Below are 18431 nucleotides of genomic sequence, written 5' to 3' on the forward strand. Positions count from 1 at the left end.
TCTTGTGAAGGGCCGATCAGGCGGGGTCGCCGCCGTTGTTGATCCACGCCTGGACGCTGCCCGTGCGCAGGTCCCAGATCAGGTAGTCGTCGCGCTGGTCGCCGTCGATGTCGGCGAAGGCCAGGCCCTCATTCTCCGCGATCCCGACGCCCGAGGCGATCTGCCCGCGCGGCGCCCAGCCGGGCGTGCCGTCCCGGTCGCCGCCGCGGTTCAGCCAGGCGGTCGCGCGACCGCTGGGGTACTTGGTCACCACGTAGTCGGCGCGCGTGTCGCAGTCCACGTTGGCGAAGCGGAGCCCGTCGCCCGGCTCAAGGACGCCCGAGGCGATCTGCCCGCGCGGGATCCAGCCTGGCTTGCCGTCCCGGTCGCCGCCGATGTTCGTCCAAGCGCTCACCGCGCCGCTGCTGACATCGGTCACGACCAGGTAGTCGTCCCGTGCGTCGCCGTTGATGTCGGCGAACGCGGGCCCGGCCTCGCCCTCGACTCCGGACGCGATCTGCCCGCGCGGCACCCAGCCGGGCTGCCCGTCCCGGTCGCCGCCCGCGTCCATCCAGGCGCGCACGGCCTTCGTCCTGACGTTGACCACCAGGTAGTCGTCCCGTTTGTCACCGTCGATGTCGGCGAAGTCGATCACCTCTTCGTCGCCGTGCCCGACGCCGGAGGCGATCTGACCGCGCGGCACCCAGCCGGGCTGCCCGTCCCGGTCGCCGCCCGCGTTCATCCACGCCCGTACCGCGCCGGTCTTGTCGTTGACCACCAGGTAGTCGTCCCGCCGGTCGCCGTCGATGTCGGCGAAGGTGACCCGCTCGTCCGCGCCGTACTCGACACCGGAGGCGATCTGGCCGCGCGGAATCCAGCGGTTCTGGGCGTCGCTGCACAGCGGTGTGCCAGGCGAGTCGCTGATCCAGCCCTTGGCCGCCGCACGGAGCAGGGCCTTGTGGAAGGCGTCGGCCATCTTGCGGTAGCCGTTGTCGTTCGGGTGCAGGGAGTCCACGAGGTCGCCGGACGTCACCATGCTCATGTCGGCCAGGGCGATCATCCGGCCCATCCCCACCCGCTTCTCGACGATCGCGGGGATCTCCTTGTTGAAGGCGTCGATCCTGCCCTGGACCCGGGAATCCTTGGACGGCACCAGGTTGGCCACCACGATCAGCGCCGTCGGGGCGTCCTCGAAGACCTGGTCGACCAGGACCTTCAGCGCGTCCGGGGCCGCGCCGGCGTCGCCGCGGTCCATGTCGTTGGTACCGGCGTGCACCAGCACCACGTTGGGCCGCCACAGCGGGACCGCCGTGTCGGCCGAGTTCGCGATCTGGCCGATCATCGCGCCGGAGTGGCCCTCGTTGTCGGGGTCGGACAGCCGCCCGGACCGCATCGAGCCGACGAAGTCGAGGCTCTTGGTCTTGCCGTCGAGCTTGTTCCACAGGTCGGCGCGGTAGCTGGACTGGGTGGAGCTGCCGATGCCGTAGGTGATGGAGTCGCCCAGCGGCATGATCCGCAGATCCCGCTTCTTCAGCTCCTCCGCGCCCTTCCTCTCCTCGTCGTCATCATCGTCGGGCGGCAGGTTCGGGTCGGGCATGCCCGCCGGCAGGCGGTGTTCGCCGGGGTTGAAGTCGAACGGCAGATCCTTGTGGGCCTCTTCGACGTTCTTCCGGAAGGTGTCGTCCTGGTCTTTGAGTCCGAAGGTGGCCTTGCCCCAGTTGTGCCCGGCGAGGGTGTCCCGCACTCTGGTCGAGGGGTAGCCCTCCCAGCTCACCAGATCCGGGAGGTGCCATCTGCGGTAGTGGTTCTGCAATGGATGATTCGCATCGGCGAAGCGGAACCCGTGCGTGAACCCCCCGTCCTTGTGGTAGACGATCTTCGGGTGGGTGCCATCGAGGAACTCGACGTCGGCGGCCTTCTTGATGTCGTAGTCGCCGTGGAGGGAAGTGGCGACGTACTCGGCCTTGTCGTCCTTGGTCCAGACGATGGTGTGCTCCCAGTCGTGCGTGTGCCCGCAGACGTCGCAGCCGGGTTGTGTGGTCTGGTCCTTCTGGAAGTACAGGTCGTACATGTGCGCGCACCACCCGTTGGTGTTACACCGGGAACGCGCGTACATGTTGCTGTTGTCCAGGTCGGACGCGTCGCGGCAGGCGCCGTTCAGCGCCCCGCCGAGGGGCAGACCCGGGGTCAGGGTCCCGTCGGGGCCGATGGCCACGGACGCGTAACAGCCGTCCTCGTCATAGTCCATGGCGGGCTGGAACCGGAGGTTCGCGACGCTGGCGTTCTCCTTGATCTCCGGCGGCGGCGGCTCGGCGTGGGCGGGCGTGGCCACGGCGATCACGATCCCCAAACCGGCGATCAGGCTCGCGATCAGGCTCGCGCATAATGATCTTCTCAATTGGCACTCCCCAGGATGGCGTCCCCGGATCACGCCATTCGGCGGACCCGGTTCTCATACGCGCGCATCCTCTGTCACCTCACCGGCCCGTACCAGACCGATTCGGTGCCCATGTTCAGTCCACTTTCTACTACGCCTTCTGCTCGGCGGGGCGGGAAGTGCCGTTCGGCGACGGGTGCGGGAGGAAGCCGCCGAACCGGCGGCCGTGGTACACCAGCGGGTGGCTTTCCGGATCGACCGAAACGTCCATCACCAGGCCCACCAGCAGAATGTGATCGCCGATCTCGGTGGCCGCGTGCTGCGAGCAGATCAGCCGCGCGGAGACGTCGTCCAGCAGCGGTAATCCGCGCGGCCCGAGGTGCCATCTGGTGGGGGCGGCGAAACGGTCCACCCCTTTGCGGGAGAACCGCGTGGCCAGTTCGCTCTGGCCGCCCGCGAGAATGTTGGCCGCGAAATGCGCGGACGTACTCAGGCCCGGCGCGCTGGCGGACCGGCGGTCGATGTAGAAGGACACCAGAGGAGGGCTCAGGCTGGCCGAGGTGAACGTGGTCACGGTGAGGCCCACCGGCACGCCGTCGGACTCGGCGGTGATCACGACCACGCCCGCGGCGTGCAGCCGGAGCGCACCCCGGAACGCCTCGCCATCGATCGCGCGCGCCGGAACCTCTTTCATCTCGCCCTCCCAATGGGTCCGATTTCCCGCCCACCGTAAGCCGCGATCCTCACCGCACTCCAGACCGCGCCCACCAAGGAGGCGTAGCCGCGCGCGGCCACCGGATTATTCCGCGATCCGGGGGAAGAATTCATCTGCGCACCGCCATTACCCCGGTTGACACCACTCCTGACCCGGGCATAGCATCCTTATAAGTGATCTTTCGCACACCCAGCGTCACATCCAGCGTCACACCCCCGCGACCCGCACAACGATGGCGACTGCGTTACCTCCGCGACAGGCGAGGAGACATGTCGAAAGACTCGTTGGCCAGGTCACCACAAATTCCACCGCCGGAAACCCCGGCACGCGTGGCGAATTCCCGAAATCAGTTATCCGGAATAATCGGCGAGCGCTTTTCCGAGCCGCGCAGGCTGCCGATCGCCTCGCTGCGCGCGGCCGACTCGCCGCGCCGCGGCGGTGAGGACGCCGAGCACGTCCGGCTGCTCGCCGAGCAGGACGCGCCGCTGCCCCCCATCGTGGTCCACCGCCCGACCATGCGGGTGATCGACGGCATGCACCGGCTCAGGGCCGCCGCGCTGCGCGGCGAGCGGGAGATCGAGGCGGTGTTCTTCGACGGGCCGCGGGACGACGCGTTCGTCCTCTCCGTCGGCCTCAACTCCGCGCACGGCCTGCCGCTCACCCAGGCCGACCGCAACGCCGCCGCGGAGCGGATCATCACCACCCACTGGCACTGGTCGGACCGGGCCATCGCCTCGGTCGCGGGTGTCTCCGCCAAGACGGTGGGCGCGCTGCGGCGCCGTTCGACCGGGGAGGTTCCGCACTCGAACGCCCGGGTGGGCCGGGACGGCAGGGTCCGGGCGGTCGATCCCGCCGTGGGTCGCAGGCGGGCGGGCGCGGTGCTCGCCGAGCGGCCCGGGGCCTCGCTGCGCGAGATCGCCGCCAGGGCCGGGATCTCGCTGTCCACCGCCAAGGACGTACGCGAGCGGGTGCGCAGCGGCCAGGACCCGCTGCCGCCCCGCCAGCGCGGCGCGCCCCGGGCCGCCCCCGCTCCCACCCCTCCCTGCAGAAGGCCGGACCGCGACGAGATCGACGCCGAGCTGCGGCCGATCGTCCAGACCCTCAAACGCGACCCCGCGCTGCGGCAGAGCGAGATGGGCCGGCGGGTGCTCACCCTGCTCGACGTGCACGCCCTTGAGTCGGCCGAGTGGGACAAACTCGCGGCCAACGTACCGACGCACTGCGCGACCACGGTCGCCGACGCGGCCCGCAAGTGCGCCGCCTCCCTCCAGAACTTCGCCTCGGAGCTGGAACGCCGCGACGCCCCGCGCTGAACCCGGATCACCCTCCGCATTTGGGCTCGGCCAGAATCGGGCGTTCGGCGAGCACATCGAGGTCGTGGTGGCGATGCGCACGCTCGACGGATCGTGCGAAAGCGCCGGGATCGGCCAGGTGGATTTTGTGAACCTGTCGAGATTCGGCACCGACACCGCCGACCTGCTGTCCTGGCTCGCCGACCACGGCTACGCCATGCGCGCCTGGCGGCACGGCGCCTGGGAGCGGGTCTCCGGCGTGTCCCCGGCCCACCGCAACTACCTGTTCACCGCCAAGGGCCCGGCCGGCCGCTGAAGGCTGGTCCGGGCCCTTGATGCAGCTTGATGCAGGGGTGCAGGTCAGAAGTCGAAGCGGTCCAGCTCGGCCGTTCCGGCGTCCTTCTTGTAAGAAAGCAGGTAGGGCTCGCCGTACAGCTCGAACGGGGCCAGCGTGGTCCAGCCGGTCGTCCAGCCCTGCTGCCAGACGCCGGTCCAGGAGCCGTCCTTGTGGAACTTGCTCAGGTCCGCCTCGCCCGAGCCGTTCTTGTAGGACAGCAGGTAGTACTCGCCGTCCGCCCTGAACGGGACGACGTTCGTCCAGCCGGTCGTCCAGCCCTGCTTCCACACATTGCTATAGGAGCCGTCCTTACCGAATTTGTCAAGGCTGGCCTCGCCCGTCCCGCTCTTGTAGGACAGCAGGTAATACTCACCGTACAGCTCGAAGGGGGCGAGCGTCGTCCAGCCCGTGCTCCACCCGTGCCGCCACACATTCGCGTAGGAACCGTCCTTACCGAACTTGTCCAGGCTCGCCTCGCCCGATCCGTTCTTATAGGACAGCAGGTAATACTCGCCGTACAGCTCGAACGGGGTCAGCGTGGTCCAGCCGGTGGTCCAGGTGTGCTGCCAGACGCCGCTGTAGGAGCCGTCCTTATTCCACTTGCTCAGGTCCGCATTTCCCGCCCCCGACTTGTAGGAGAGCAGGTAGTACTCGCCGTACAGCTCGAACGGGGTGAGCGTCGTCCAGCCCGTCGTCCAGCCCGCCTGCCACACCTCGTCGTACTCGCCGTCCTTGCGGAACTTACTGAGATCGGCGTTTCCCGCCCCGCTCTTGTACGACAGCAGATAATATCCGCCGTACAGTTTGAAGGGTGCGAGCGTCGTCCACCCGGTCGTCCAGTCTTTGCGCCATATCTGCGTTAGCCCCATGCTGAGAGTTTTACGTGGGCCCCGAAGTCAGTCAACCCCGTTCTCAGCATTCGGTATGGCTCGGCGTACAGTTCTGATCCGCATCATGCGAAAATGCAGGCCGCCAGGTAAGAAAATTGTCTATTTCTTATCAGGCAGCCGAGTATTGACAACGCCGGGCGGCGATGGCAACCGTTATGCCCGGGTCGCGATCGCCCGCCGGACGGCGGCCAGAAGGCCGGCGGCGCGGCGGTCAGGCACGCCCTCCTGGATGTGGTTCATGACGTATCCGAAGGCCAGCCCCGTCGCCGGGTCGGCGAAACCGAGCGACCCGCCGTACCCCCCGAACCCGAAAGCGGCCGGGCCGTGCCAGAACAGGCCGGGCATCGGCAGGCCGAAACCGGTGGCGATGCGGACAGGCGTGCGCAGGATCTCGTCCTTGCCGCTCGCCTGGAGGGCCGTCGCCGCCGCCAGCGTCCCGGGGGTGAGGACGCGGTGCCCGTCCACCTCGCCGATCAGCGCGGCGTAGTAGCGGGCCAGGGCGCGGGCGGTGCAGATGCCGTTGGTGGCGGGGAACTCGGCCCGCTGTTCGGCGGGGTCGTCGTGGTTCAGCATGGGCGTGACCACGGACATGGCCCGCAGGCTCAGCGACGCCGGATCGGTGAAGGCCGCGATCATCTCGCGGGCGGACTCCGGGACGGAGTCCAGGCCGGTTCCAAGAGGGGTGGGCGGCGGCACGACGATCCGGGCGACCCGGTCCTGTTCCGATTGGGGCAGCCCGATCCACAGGTCCAGGCCGAGCGGTGCGGCGATCTCCTCGGCGAGGAACCTGCCGATACTGCGCCCGCTCACCCGGCGCACGACCTCGCCGACGAGCCAGCCGTACGTGTGCGCGTGGTACCCGTGCGCGGTGCCCGGCTCCCAGACCGGACGCTGCGCGGCCAGCGCGGTCACCATCGGTTCCCAGGCCATGGCCTGGGCCGGGGTGATCGGCCGGTCGATCACCGGCAGCCCCGCCTGGTGGGTGAGCAGCCAGCGGACCGGGACGCGTCCCTTGCCGTTCGCCGCGAACTCCGGCCAGTACTCCGCCACCGGCGCGTCGAGATCGAGTTCGCCGCGCTGGGCCAGCAGGTGCGCGCACCCCGCCGTGACCCCCTTGGTGGTGGAGAACACGACCGCGAGGGTGTCGCGCTCCCAGCGGCGCCCGGTACCGGGATCGGCCACGCCGCCCCACAGGTCCACCACCTTCTCGCCGTGCAGGTAGACGCCGACGGCGGCGCCGATCTCCTGTCCGCCGGCCAGGTTGGCCGCGAACGCCTCCCGCACTCCTTCGAATCCCGGTGCGGTCTCCCCGCCGATTTCGGGCATGCGTCATCGCCTTAGGTTCAGGTGTTGCAAGATCGGTCAGTTGCGCCAGTGGTCGACGAGCCAGCCGCAGATCTCCGGCTCGGTCATCTCCGGGAACTCCTCGGTGAACGTCACCAGCGCGCGGATCGCCTCATCGCGCTCCAGGCCGCGTTCGGCCGCCGCCCGCAGGTACTCCTGGCGCGCGGCGGGGGGCCGGCCGCCGCCCGTACCGCGTCCTGGCAGGCCGTTGCGCCACTGGACGATCTCGTCGAGCCGCGCCGGCCGCCAGCCGGGGGCCCCGTCCACCTCGACGTCGGGGGTGGGGAACGGGTGGCTGGAATCGCCCGGATAGCGCGAGCGCCACTTGTGCACCGCGTGCCGGCTCACCCCGAGCGCGTCGGCGATGCCGAGCACGCCAAGGTAGGACTCGGTCATGGCACACCTGTTCTTCCGTCGTCTTCGGTAGAGACGATGTTAGTTGGCAGTTGAGAACATCGTCAACAATGTGGACAACGTTGCCTGAGGGGCCGCGCGGAGAGGTCGCTCGAAGGTGCTGCCATAGCCGCCGGTTATGGGGCGATCGTGGGGTAGGCGGTGCCGCCGCCCGGTGTCATCGTGAGTGCGTCCGTACGCACATTCGGCGCCAACGGAGGTACCTCACATGCGAGTTCTCCGCAATGTGGCCACGATCGCGGCCTTGGTACTCGGCCTTGGCCTCACCACCACGACCGCCGACGCGGCGACGCCCGCCCGCACCGCCGCGCACCCTGGAATCTGGCTCACCCCCACCTCGGGCACCGTCTCACCGGGCGGCTCGACCAAGACGACCCTGCACTCCGACGAGCCGGTGGGCCTCCTCACCGTCTCCGGCGCCCCGCCCGGGGTGACGATGGGCCTGTCCAACCCCGACCCCATCTACGTCGTGTTCTACGTCTCGCCCTCGGCCGCTGCGGGCCTGTACGTGATCACCTTCAGCGCGAACGGCTCCTCCGCCAAGTACCGTCTGATCATCACCACCGGCGACGACTGATCCGCTCAGTAGCATGGTGGCGCTTCCCCCCGGCCACCGACAGAACGGACCAGCCCGTGACCGAGGCCCCCGACGACGGCCACCAGGCGAGCGCGGCGCGCATCTACAACGCGTTACTCGGCGGCGACATCAACTTCGCCGCCGATCGCGCCGCCGCCGCGCTACTGGAGTCCAAGTACCCCACCGTCCGTCAGGCGGCGGTCGCGAACCGCGCGTTCGGGCTGCGCGCCGTACGGCATGCGGCGGAGGCCGGGATCGACCAGTTCCTGGACCTCGGGTGCGGGCTGCCGCTGACCCCCAACACGCACGAGGTCGCCCGCCGCTCCCGGCCCGCCGCCCGCGTCGTCTACGTCGACAACGACCCGCACGTCATCGCGCACGGCGAGGAGGCGCTGCGCGGCGAGGGGCTGGCCACCGTACCCGGCGACCTGCGCGACCCGGCCGCCGTACTCGCCCACCCACAGGTCCGCGACCTGCTGGACTTCGGCCGCCCGGTGGCGATCCTGGCCGTGGCGGTGCTGCACTTCATCGACCGGGCCGACGACCCCTCGCGGATCGTCGCGACCCTGCGCGACGCGTGCGCCCCCGGCTCGTGGTTCGTACTGACGCACGCCTGCACCGACACCATGCCCGCCGGCGAGGTCACCACCGGCACGTCCGTCTACCGGCGGACCGCCACCCCCGTCACCGCCCGCACCCGGCAGGAGATCGAGAAGCTGTTCACCGGCTTCGAGCCGCTGCCGCCCGGCCTGGTCAGCCCCGCCCTCTGGCGTCCCGACCCCGGCGCGGCCGACGGCCCGGCACCTGTCGAATCCCTGGCCGGAGCCGGGGTGCTCGCCCGCTGACCGCCGGTCAGGCCCGCAGGGCTTCCAGCATGCGGGTCAGGGCGGCCGTGGTGTCGGCGAGGTCGCGGGGGCGGTCGCCTGGTTCGCGGGGGCGGTCCTGTGGCCCGCCGGGGCGGGCGAGCCACAGGACGGCCTCGTTCATCGCGCCGGACAGCAGGTGAGTGAGCGGTTCGACGCGCCGGAAGGCGATGGTCCCGTCGTCGATGAGCGCTTGCAGGACCTCGCCCAGGTGCCGCGCGGAGGCCGCCTCGTCCATCGCCCGCCACTCGCTCCACCCCAGTACGGCCGGGCCGTCCACCAGCATGATCTGCTGGACCTCCGGATCTGAACCGGCGGCCAGGAAGGCCCGGCAGCCCGCCGTCAACTGCTCCCACGGGTCGTCGTGCCGCTCTGCCTCCGCCGCGACCCGCGCGGCCACCTCCTGCTGCACCTGTTCCAGGACGGCGCGGAACAGCCCCGCCTTGCCGTCGAAGTGGTGGTAGAGCGCGCCCTTGGTCACCCCGGCGGCGGTGACGATCTCGGCCAGCCCGACCGCGCCGTACCCGCGTCCGGCGAACAGCCGCCTGGCCTCGGTGACCAGCGTGCGGATCGTCTGCTCACGCTGGTGCGCCCGGCTCGTGGGTCCCATGATCGTGCCGTCCCTGGTTGACATACCGCTGGTATGTTCCTACGGTAGCGTGACATACCGATGGTATGTGAACTATCGACAGGGGGACGAACCATGCGACTGACCGGCTTCTATCCGGTGATCTGCACGAGCGCCATCGCGGAGTCACGCGACTTCTACACGGGCCTGTTCGGCTTCGAGCCGATCTTCGAGGCGGACTGGTACGTGAGCCTGCGCCGCCCCGGCGACCCCGCCTACGAACTGGCGCTTCTCGACCACACCCACCCCACGATCCCCGAGGAGTACCGGCGGCCGGTGCAGGGCCTGCTGCTGAACTTCGAGGTCGCCGACGTGGACGCCGAATGGGAGCGCCTGGTCGCCGACGCGGGCCTGATACCGAAACTGCCGCTGCGCAGTGAGGACTTCGGCCAGCGGCATTTCATCGTCGCCGCCCCTGACGGAGTGCTCATCGACGTCATCACGCCGATCCCGCCCTCGCCCGAATTCGCGGCGCAGTACGCCTGACCGTCAGGTCGCCTTCAGGTCGTCTCCGGGTCGTCTCCGGGTCGTCTTCAGGTCGTCTTCAGGTCGTCTTCAGCGGGGGCGAAGGCGAACCGGCAGCCGTACCGGGCCCCGGACCGTCAGGCTCGATTTCCACTCCACTTCCTCCGGACGGACGGCGAGCGCCATTTCGGGAAACGCGCGGATCAGCCCGCCGATGGCGATCCGCCCTTCCAGCCGGGCCAGGGAAGCGCCGACGCAGTAATGGACGCCGTGCCCGAAACTCAGGTGAGCATTGTCGGCGCGCTGAAGGTCGAGCCGGTCGGGGTCCGCGAACGCCTCCGGGTCACGATTGGCGGCGGCCAGGGCGACGAGCACGGGTTGCCCCGCGGGAATCACGGTATCGGCGATCTGGACCGGCTCCAGCGTGAACCGCCAGGTGGAGAACTCGGTGGCGCTGTCATAACGCAGCAGTTCCTCAATGGCGGACGTAAGGAGGTCGGGCCGGTCGCGCAGCAGCGACCGCTGGCCGGGGTCCGCCATGAGCGCGAGCATTCCGTTGCCGACCAGGTTGATCGTGGTCTCGTACCCGGCCACGAGCAGCAGGAAGATCATCGGAACGACCTCGTCCAGGCTCAGCTCGCCGTCCGGGTCGGCCAACGTGCTGATCACGTCGTCCCCGGGCGCCGCGGCCTTCTCCGCGACGATGCCGGTGATGTACTCAAGCAGGTTGCCCATCGCCGCGGCGCGCGCCGCACCACCGGTCCCCCGGGAGAGCACGACATCATCACACCACCGCCCGAAGTCCGCGCGATGCGCGGCCGGAATGCCGAGGATTTCGCAGATCACCGTGGCCTGCATGGGGGCGGCGAAACTCTCGATCAGGTCGGCTTCGTCGGTGGTGGCCAGCCGCTGTAGCAGCGTTTCCACCGTTTCCTCGATGACGCCGCCGAGTTTCGCCGCCAGCCTGCGCCGGTGGAAGAACCCGGAAACGACGGACCGTAGGCGAGTGTGCTCGGGCGGATCGAACGTCAGAAGATGCGCCCCCAACCCCGAACGATCCTCAAGCGGCTTGCCCCGCCCGGCCTCCTGCCAGTCGGCGGGCGCACGGCCGGGGTCCTTGCTGAAACGGGGATCGGAAAGCACCAGCCGGGCATCGGCGTAGCGGGTGATGAGCCAGGCGTAGAGGCCGTTCTTTAGCCGCACGAAATGCGCGGGCCGCGAACGGCGCAACTCGGCGTAGAAACCATAGGGGTCCGCCACGAACTCGGGCCCGGCAGGCAACGACTCCCCAAAGTCAGGGCCCACGGCCGACACCTCCTCCGCACTGGCATTCACCCGCACGACCTCACCAGAACCGGGACTCACCGGCACATCCTCGGCAGAACCAAGGCCCACGGACAGCCCCTCGCCAGATCCAGTACCCGGAGACAAGATCCCACCAGGACCAGGATTCGTGACCCGCACCCCGCGACGGCCGGGATTCGCCGCCCGCGCCTCGCCGGGGGCGGGATTCGTGGGCGGAACCTCGTCGGTGGACAACCCGTTCCCCCTCGGCTCGGCGACATCCCTCTCGCCCTCATGTTCCCCCTCCACGCCGCCGCCACCCCACTGCCGACGCCGCCGCCCTGGCCCTCCCCTCCCCTGAACAGCCGGTGCCGGAACGGCGAGCGGCCACGACACCCGCGAAACGCCGGGCAGAGGGCGCGGGGGTGACCGCCTGCGGGGTTAGGTGGCCCTGCCGTACATCTTGGAGACCTGCCACTCGGCCACCCCGCCGCACATCGGGCAATGGAACCGTTTCGGGCGTTGGCGGCAACAACGGGTGACCTGACGCAGAGCCGAAAGGCGCACAATGAGTGAGAGCGGCCGGGTGGAGGACGATGACGCGTCCCTCATCGAGCGGTCCCGGCGCGAGCCCGACGCGTTCGCGGAGATCTTCCGGCGGCATGCGCCCGACATCGCCCGCTATGTCAGGCGCAGGCTCGGTAGCGACGCCGCCGACGACGTCGTCGGGGAGACCTTCCTGACGGCGTTCCGCCGGCGCGGCGGCTACGACCTGGCCCGGCCGAACGCGCGCCCGTGGCTGTACGGGATCGCCTCCAACCTGATCGGCCGGTACGTACGCACCGAGGTCCAGCAGCTGCGCATCCTCGAACGCACCGGAACCGACCCCGTCACGGCCCCCTTCACCGAACGCAGCGACGAACGCGTGAGCGCCGCCGCCGCCCGCCGCCGCTGTCACCGGCCTCATCCTGGTCCAGGACCGCGCCGGCACCGCGACCTCCTACGCCAACGCCGCCATCGACATCCGGCTGAACGGCGACGAGTACGTGGTCACGATCAAGGACCCGTTCGCCGACCACACCCAGTACTCCGAGGGCTTCAAGGCCCTGGGGCTCGAAGTCGGCCTGCAACTGATCCCCGTCTCCCCGAGCCGGGTGGGCGACATCGTCCGGTACGGATTCTCCGGCACCACCGAGGCGGACAAACTGGGCGGCGGCCTGTCCCCCAAGGGCTGCACCCCCGGCACCCCCGGCACCCCCGGCTGCGCGCTGACCGTGACGGTCTCCAAGGGCTTCGGCGGCAAGGGGGTCGTCTACATCGGCCGTCCGGCGAGGCCCGGCGAGCGGTACGGGGCCCACGCGGCGGCCGAGGCGAAGGGCGAGATGCTGGAGGGCTACGACCCGATCGAGCGCACGGTGGGCGAGGTGGCCGCCGAGGCGCGGCGGCGGGGCCTGGCCGTGGAGTACCAGATCATCAGGCTCTCCGACCAGGGCGGCTTCTCAGCAGACCCCAACGACCGCGCGACGGACGTACGCGACCACTGGATCGTGTGGGCGGCGGAGTCGGCGCAGGAGGGGACGGTCCGGCTGCTGGTGTCGGAGCAGCGGATGGCGAAGAACCCGGTCTATGAGAACTGACGCCCCCCTCACCCGGCATCCGCCTCCGCGTCAATGAACCAGACACCGTCCCGGAGGACGGTCTCACCGAAGACGAGCCGGAGCGGGGTCCGGAAGATCGGGCCGTCGATGACCACCGTGTGATATTCACCGTTCTCACCGGCGATGTCCACGCCCGCATCCGTGAAAAGCCCGAGCATTTCCGCGTCGATGACCTTGCCGAGAATGCCGGGCGGCAGGAGTCCGTCCCGGACCGCGACGACGGCCGCCCGGAATCCGCTGTCGAGGAGCTCGCGCATCAGGGCCGGGCGTTCGGTCCGCCACAGCGGCAGATGGGCCGTCGCGCCCGCCCGGGCACATACGGAAAGCTCCCATTCCCGGTGGCTTTCCGTGTCGATGTCACCGAACACCCCACGGCCGATCCCGTCCGCCACCACACTCCGCACCTCGGCACAGAACTTGTCCTCATAATCGTCCCAGGTGGTGGCGACGAACCGGATCGGCACGCCGATCGCCGCCGCCTGCCGGGCCAGTACGTCCCGGTGCAGACCGTGCGAACGCGAACGCACCCCCTTTTCGGTCATCATCGTGATCAATGCCCCGGGAACGCCGCCCTGCCGTACCGCGCGGTGAATAGCCAGCGCGGAGTCCTTTCCGCCGCTCCACGAGCAGAAGAACGGCGAACCCGCGAGTTCCGGTCCCATGAGATGCTCCCGGTTTCCAGGATTATCGTGAGTGCCGATCGGGCAGTAACCGGCTGCCCCGATTCTGTGTTGAGCGCCGAAGCCGAACGATGGGAAAAGACCGTGGCGGTGAACCGAGCCGTTCCTCCGGCGATCCGTTCCCGGCAGGAGCTTATCGAGCGGGGGATCGCGTTCCCCAGCCCGCCGCTGGCCACGACCGCGCTGCCCATCTCCGCCGACGGCGTCACGTACGAAATGGCCCAGCAGCTCACCTGGCTCGACGCCGACCACTTCGTGGTAGGCCGCTGGGACGGTTCGATGAGCATCTTCAAGTTCGTCGACTCGGCCGTCTCGGGCCCGCTGATCAGCGAGTCGGTGGCCAGCCCCGCCTTCCAGGGCGTACGCATGCTCGCCCGGCTGCCCCGACACTCGTTCGCCAGTTCCAACAACGAAAGTTCCATCGCCCTGTGGTACGCGGGCGACGGCGGCTGGCCCGACCTCCGCCCCGGCGGCACCTATGACTACGACCCGTCCCTCGGCGTCGCCACCGGCGCCCGCGCCGTCCAGGCCGGCACGAGCACCCTGGTCGTCGGCCACACCTCCGGCCACCTGTCCATCTGGGACCACGACCCCATCCGCCGGCGCCTGCGCTTCCTGCGAGCCGTGGACGTACGCAATCCCGCCCCGGTCAACCCATGGGGCCTGCACGACGTGCATTCGATCGCGATCGTCTCGGATTCGCCCACCAAGGCCCGCATTCTGGCGGGCTCCGAAGACGGTTACGTGTCGATCGTCGAAATTCCCTCGGGCGGCATTCTCTCGCAGACGGTCTTCAATCCACAGGCACAACGCGGCATCAACAGCGTTTCGGTGACCGGGGACAAACTGCTGGTCGCCAATTGCTCGGTCGGCTCCAGCGACCACAACCTGTGGTACTTCTCGATCGACCCGACGACCTGGCAGATCACCTTACGCGGCCAGGCCAACCTGATCGTCGACACCAACCGCCCGCAGGCGTTCAACTTCGCCACCATCTGGGCCGCCTACTCCGACGGCCCCTGCTGGTTCGCCTCCACCGAAGAAGGCGCCCTCTGGATGGGCACCATCGACCCCACCTCCGGCATCAACATCATCGGCTACCAAGAGGTCACCAGCCCCCTCGGCTCAACCCTCGGCTACGCCCCCGACCCCGGCCGCCTGGTAATGGTCGCCTACGACCTCTACGAATACACAACCGGCGCATAAAAAGCCTCTATCGAGTTGCCAGCAAAGTACGCCTGCGCGCCTCGATACCGGCATTCACGGCCTTCAGAATGCCGGGCGTACCGCTCAGCAGCTCAGCGCACTCAGGCCACATCCGATGAACTCTCGTCACCAACTCCGCGACAACATCACCCAGCCCGGCACCGGCCGCTCCGAGCCGACGCTCCAGCCTTTCGAACGTCCGTACCGTGATCCGGTCGAACCTCGTGGTGCCGGCGAACTTCAGGCCCAGCGTCTCACCGTCGCCCATGTACACCCCGGTGGAGACCAGGTCATAGGCAGGGGACAGAGTGGGCGCCCTCGGGTCACGGTAGATGAGCGACCAGTTCTTCAGGTGTGCGTCCCCGTTGGAAATGAGCACATTGAAGGCCAGTCGCCTGGCGAACTCCCTGAGCGATGCCGTATCCCGGCGCCGGTAGATCAGCGCTGCCACCGTCTCGTAGTTCCCGAGGTATTTCTCCCTCGGATAGACCCCGCGTACCTGTGCAAGGTCCTCAATGTGAATGGCGTCCCGTCGATCGTCGCGGTCGAATCGCCGTACCGCGTAGGCGAACACCTCGCTTCCCGGCCATACGCCCGGAGGCAGGGTGTCCAGTTCCTCACGCCGATAGAGCCGGACCTCCGGCACCTCGATCCCGGCCATCCCGGCCAGGCGCATCATCGCGTACTCGTTGAGCGGCACGTGCGGGTAGGCGCGGTCCGGCAGTTTCACGATCCAGTCACCGCCCCTTCCGAACGCCGGCAGCGTCAGACGGTGATCCTCCGCCAGCATGGAGAACTTGAGCGCCACTCCGGCCAGCGAGAATCGCAATTCCAGATGGCCGCTGTCACGATCGGCCCGCTCCGGCGAAAGATCGGCCCAGTCGAGCGCGTACGGCTCGGCGCTGTCTTCATCATCTGTGCAGGGCAGCACCCGTACGGCACCGGGCAGGTCGTGACCGACCTGGATCAGGAGTTCCATTTCGCGTTCGGCCGACACCCCGCGATCGGTGGCGATCCACTCACGCAGAACACCCTCGGGGAGGAGATTCGAGAACCATGGCGGCAACCGCAGCGCTGCCGCATGCCGTCCGGTCAAGTCCTCTTCGAACCGGAGTCCCAGAATGGCCCGCCCCGGATCGTGTAGATACTCCTCGACGAAGGCGAAGCGCGTGTAATCCCCGCGCTGCAGCAACGTCCCAACCCGCCGAGGGCCGAGGAGGACCGCGAACCGAGTCTCAGGCAGGGCCATGCGCATCCTCGTCGGAGAGAGCGGGCTCGTCATCGGGGAGATCCTCTAGCAGCAGACCGGCGAGCGGTGGGGTGTCCTCGAAGTCCCATTCGCACATCCGACTCAGGAAGGACTCAAGGGTGCCGAGCAGTACCTCCTGCCGGGCCATCAGGAACCGCTCGACTTCACCGCTCCGAAGCAGCTCTACCATCTCCAGCGTGACCAGGTGAGAGTCAAGGATGGCGAGCCAGGTCTTTTCAAGCTCGCGTCCTTCAACAGTCAGCGCCGGGTGCAGCAGCAGGTGGCCGATCTCCTTGCCCGATTCGTGTCTCACCACCGGCACCAGGGCCCGGTTGGCCGCCCAAAGCCGCTGTTTCACATCGACCTGCCGGGGGGGAACCATATAACGCACCGCATCGGCCGGAGTGGGCCGATCGATGAGGCATTCGGCGAGATCAGCGATGTCCATGAGTTCGCCGGTGGTCGGGTCCCGAGGCTCCAGCGCCCACCAGGAACAGAGGGTGATCTTCCCCGCTGCTTCGTTGGTCTTGAACCTGCGCAACTCTGGGAGCGGCGGCGGTGCCTGCCTGTCCACAGCATCCAGCAGATCCTGGACCGATCCGATGAGATCGCCTGGATGGATCTTGGCGCATAGTGTTCGGACGGCACCGGTTACGCTGCCTCGAAAGATCTCCGGACCGACCAGCGCGGCGCGCCAGAACCAGCGGCGCAGCAACCGCCTACTGGTGGGATCCGGCTCCGGAAAGTGCGCGAAGACCCGAGCCAGAACGACCAGGAGATAGCGGAACGGCAGCAGCGTGAAATGCGGAACCCCTGCCTCCTCCTGCAGGAAGGTGACGGCCCTTCGCAGGGCTTCCTCCCCCGCGTTGAAGGCCGCATCACGGTCCTCGCCGGGAAAATCGCTGACCCCGCGCCGCTTTTCATCGTCGAACTCCAGGCGGATCTCCCGCTGTACGTCGTGACCGCGGCGGGCGAGGATCGCATACAGGATCGTGTCATTGTCGATTCGCCCGAAGGACAGGTCCTCATCGATATGCTCGGATATCTCACCCAAGGTGAGGCTCTTTCCGCCCTCCGGCCCGGCGTTGAGCGCAGAAAAGATCTCCGCACGGCTGAGCCGCTTCCCGTAGTTGTTCATCCGGTCGAAGATGTCCCGCAGGACTTCGGTGTCCTCCTGCTCGACCTGGTAAGCAGGGACCGGATACTGCCGAATGATCGTGGTCAAATGAAACGCGCGATCCTGCAGCTCGGCGACTTCGGGATTCTTCGCGAACCAGGTCAGTACACGGCGCAGGTCGAACAACGTGGGCAGCGGAATCACGTGTGAGGCCATGATCACCGGACGCGGGACGAACTCCTCCGCACGTAGGTCGTAGGCGAGGGCGAAACGAGAGTCCCGCGCGGCGTCCTCGTGCAGGGCATTGGCCAGGCTCGTGACCCGCTGCTGGCCATCGACCACCCAGAGCGATTGGTCCAGCTTAGGGGCATTGATCTCAAGCGCCCCCAAGGTGATGGTCTGCGGGGCGGCAGGCCGCACCCAGAGCAGAAGGCTGCCGATGGGATAGCCCTTGACCAGGCTGTCGAACAACCGGATGACATCCTCACGCCCCCAGCGCAGTTCGCGCTGGAAGTGCGGAACCCGAATCTGGCCCTGCCAGGCCATGCCGACCAGTCTCTCCACGTCATAGGTGGTCGCGCTCGGGCGGGCGCCCAGACCGGTGCTCATCAGTGTTTCTCCAGCTCTCGGCGTCATTCCATCATGGCAAGCGCCCATGAGCCTGTCATGCGGGTTACCGGAGCGCCACCACCGGCGTTCCCCCCTCCTGGGACGGAACGACGGCATCAGGCTCCACATCCCCGGGCCTCACGCCTGCCAAGGCGCGGGCGGCGGCGTGCTCCGGGGAGATGCGATGTACTCGGGCCCGGTGGCCGGGGTGGTCATGTCGACTCCATGCTGATCGGTAACTAACGGGGTGGTGTTCTGCGCCGCCCTCCTCGTGCGGGTCAGGCCGCGCCCATGCGGGCGAGGATGCCGAGTTGCACGTTGAGCGCGGCCACCATCTCGTGCGGCCCGGGGCGGGCGAACTGGGTGAGCACTCCGGCGGCCTTCTGCTCCCGCGTCGGCGGGGTGTGCTTGGTGGCCCACCACCACCCCCGCTCCACGACGATGTGCCACCCGGGGTAGGTGGTCTCAATGGCGGTCAGGTAAGCCCGCTGGTCGGGCGTCGTTGAGTCGGCCTGGGGCGCGGTGCCGGCGTTGCCGCCGGTCCGTTTCCCCAGACCGCTCGCCGAACCCGGCGTGCCCATCTCTGAGCACCGGGCTCTCCACGGCATCTGCCGTCAGGCGGGGCCGGACAAAGTCCAGGGGCCGCGGATCGAGTAACCCCGATAGCGGTAACGCCTCACCGATACCGCCCGCAGATCGAACAACTCGATCCCATCCGCCGAGGGTCTGCGCCACCGGCCGGTAGAG

General features: G+C 68.6%; 18 protein-coding genes and 1 pseudogene. 8 read left to right on the plus strand and 11 right to left on the minus strand.

Going from position 1 to position 18431, the window contains the following annotated elements:
* Positions 1-16: 16 nt before the first annotated feature.
* Together DP939_RS42585 and DP939_RS42590 are read right to left on the minus strand one after the other, a co-directional pair.
* Positions 17-2377 (minus strand): NPP1 family protein, encoded by a 2361-nt coding sequence (locus DP939_RS42585; RefSeq protein ID WP_113986543.1) that lies wholly within the window; start codon positions 2375-2377, stop codon positions 17-19.
* Between the two features lie 130 nt (positions 2378-2507).
* Positions 2508-3050, minus strand: coding sequence for a flavin reductase family protein (locus tag DP939_RS42590; protein WP_113986544.1), 543 nt, complete (start codon positions 3048-3050; stop codon positions 2508-2510).
* Between the two features lie 350 nt (positions 3051-3400).
* On the opposite strand from DP939_RS42590, the gene DP939_RS42595 reads away from it, so the two are divergent.
* Together DP939_RS42595 and DP939_RS46575 are read left to right on the plus strand one after the other, a co-directional pair.
* The gene (locus DP939_RS42595; RefSeq protein WP_199565783.1) at positions 3401-4384 is read left to right on the plus strand and encodes a ParB/RepB/Spo0J family partition protein; all 984 of its coding nucleotides are present in this window, start codon (positions 3401-3403) and stop codon (positions 4382-4384) included.
* Between the two features lie 127 nt (positions 4385-4511).
* Complete coding sequence (locus DP939_RS46575; RefSeq protein ID WP_158578981.1) at positions 4512-4679, plus strand: hypothetical protein; 168 nt, start codon at positions 4512-4514, stop codon at positions 4677-4679.
* A 44-nt stretch (positions 4680-4723) separates the two neighbouring features.
* On the opposite strand, the gene DP939_RS42605 is transcribed toward DP939_RS46575, so the two are convergent.
* The 3 genes from DP939_RS42605 to DP939_RS42615 form a co-directional block, all read right to left on the minus strand.
* On the minus strand, positions 4724-5569 hold the full coding sequence (locus DP939_RS42605; RefSeq protein ID WP_113986546.1) for a hypothetical protein: 846 nt from the start codon (positions 5567-5569) through the stop codon (positions 4724-4726).
* A 174-nt stretch (positions 5570-5743) separates the two neighbouring features.
* Entirely contained in the window at positions 5744-6916 is a 1173-nt protein-coding gene (locus tag DP939_RS42610) for a serine hydrolase domain-containing protein (protein ID WP_113986547.1), read from the minus strand.
* A 36-nt stretch (positions 6917-6952) separates the two neighbouring features.
* A complete protein-coding gene (locus DP939_RS42615; protein ID WP_113986548.1) occupies positions 6953-7330 on the minus strand; it encodes a hypothetical protein in 378 nt (125 codons plus the stop codon).
* 226 nt (positions 7331-7556) lie between these two features.
* On the opposite strand from DP939_RS42615, the gene DP939_RS42620 reads away from it, so the two are divergent.
* The gene (locus tag DP939_RS42620; RefSeq protein ID WP_147268363.1) at positions 7557-7925 is read left to right on the plus strand and encodes a hypothetical protein; all 369 of its coding nucleotides are present in this window, start codon (positions 7557-7559) and stop codon (positions 7923-7925) included.
* Between the two features lie 56 nt (positions 7926-7981).
* The gene (locus DP939_RS42625; RefSeq protein ID WP_113986550.1) at positions 7982-8770 is read left to right on the plus strand and encodes an SAM-dependent methyltransferase; all 789 of its coding nucleotides are present in this window, start codon (positions 7982-7984) and stop codon (positions 8768-8770) included.
* A 7-nt stretch (positions 8771-8777) separates the two neighbouring features.
* Here DP939_RS42625 and DP939_RS42630 read toward each other — a convergent pair whose 3' ends face one another.
* A complete protein-coding gene (locus tag DP939_RS42630) occupies positions 8778-9398 on the minus strand; it encodes a TetR/AcrR family transcriptional regulator (RefSeq protein WP_113986560.1) in 621 nt (206 codons plus the stop codon).
* A gap of 93 nt (positions 9399-9491) precedes the next feature.
* On the opposite strand from DP939_RS42630, the gene DP939_RS42635 reads away from it, so the two are divergent.
* Positions 9492-9902 carry a VOC family protein gene (locus DP939_RS42635; protein ID WP_113986551.1) on the plus strand — a complete coding sequence of 137 codons (411 nt, stop codon included), beginning with the start codon at positions 9492-9494 and terminating at the stop codon, positions 9900-9902.
* 69 nt (positions 9903-9971) lie between these two features.
* Here DP939_RS42635 and DP939_RS42640 read toward each other — a convergent pair whose 3' ends face one another.
* The gene (locus tag DP939_RS42640; RefSeq protein ID WP_199565784.1) at positions 9972-11276 is read right to left on the minus strand and encodes a cytochrome P450 family protein; all 1305 of its coding nucleotides are present in this window, start codon (positions 11274-11276) and stop codon (positions 9972-9974) included.
* Between the two features lie 457 nt (positions 11277-11733).
* Between DP939_RS42640 and DP939_RS48405 the strand changes: the two are divergent.
* Positions 11734-11997 (plus strand): annotated as a pseudogene (locus DP939_RS48405) (RNA polymerase sigma factor); the annotation flags it as partial.
* Between the two features lie 214 nt (positions 11998-12211).
* Positions 12212-12802, plus strand: coding sequence for a hypothetical protein (locus DP939_RS48410; protein WP_225878884.1), 591 nt, complete (start codon positions 12212-12214; stop codon positions 12800-12802).
* An 8-nt stretch (positions 12803-12810) separates the two neighbouring features.
* Here the strand turns inward: DP939_RS48410 and DP939_RS42650 are convergent, their stop codons facing one another.
* Positions 12811-13485, minus strand: coding sequence for a Dph6-related ATP pyrophosphatase (locus DP939_RS42650; protein WP_113986553.1), 675 nt, complete (start codon positions 13483-13485; stop codon positions 12811-12813).
* A 102-nt stretch (positions 13486-13587) separates the two neighbouring features.
* Here DP939_RS42650 and DP939_RS42655 point away from each other — a divergent pair, with 102 nt between their 5' ends.
* The gene (locus DP939_RS42655; protein ID WP_147268364.1) at positions 13588-14709 is read left to right on the plus strand and encodes a hypothetical protein; all 1122 of its coding nucleotides are present in this window, start codon (positions 13588-13590) and stop codon (positions 14707-14709) included.
* 7 nt (positions 14710-14716) lie between these two features.
* On the opposite strand, the gene DP939_RS42660 is transcribed toward DP939_RS42655, so the two are convergent.
* The 3 genes from DP939_RS42660 to DP939_RS42670 form a co-directional block, all read right to left on the minus strand.
* A complete protein-coding gene (locus DP939_RS42660) occupies positions 14717-15958 on the minus strand; it encodes a type II toxin-antitoxin system HipA family toxin (protein ID WP_113986562.1) in 1242 nt (413 codons plus the stop codon).
* Positions 15945-17684, minus strand: a complete 1740-nt coding sequence (locus DP939_RS42665) for a DUF262 domain-containing protein (protein ID WP_113986555.1) — start codon at positions 17682-17684, stop codon at positions 15945-15947. The genes DP939_RS42660 and DP939_RS42665 overlap by 14 nt, the downstream gene beginning before the upstream one ends.
* Positions 17685-17962: 278 nt before the next feature.
* The gene (locus DP939_RS42670; RefSeq protein WP_113986556.1) at positions 17963-18265 is read right to left on the minus strand and encodes a hypothetical protein; all 303 of its coding nucleotides are present in this window, start codon (positions 18263-18265) and stop codon (positions 17963-17965) included.
* Positions 18266-18431 lie beyond the last annotated feature (166 nt).

The organism is Spongiactinospora rosea (genome assembly GCF_003315795.1).
Taxonomy (GTDB): Bacteria; Actinomycetota; Actinomycetes; order Streptosporangiales; family Streptosporangiaceae; genus Spongiactinospora; species Spongiactinospora rosea.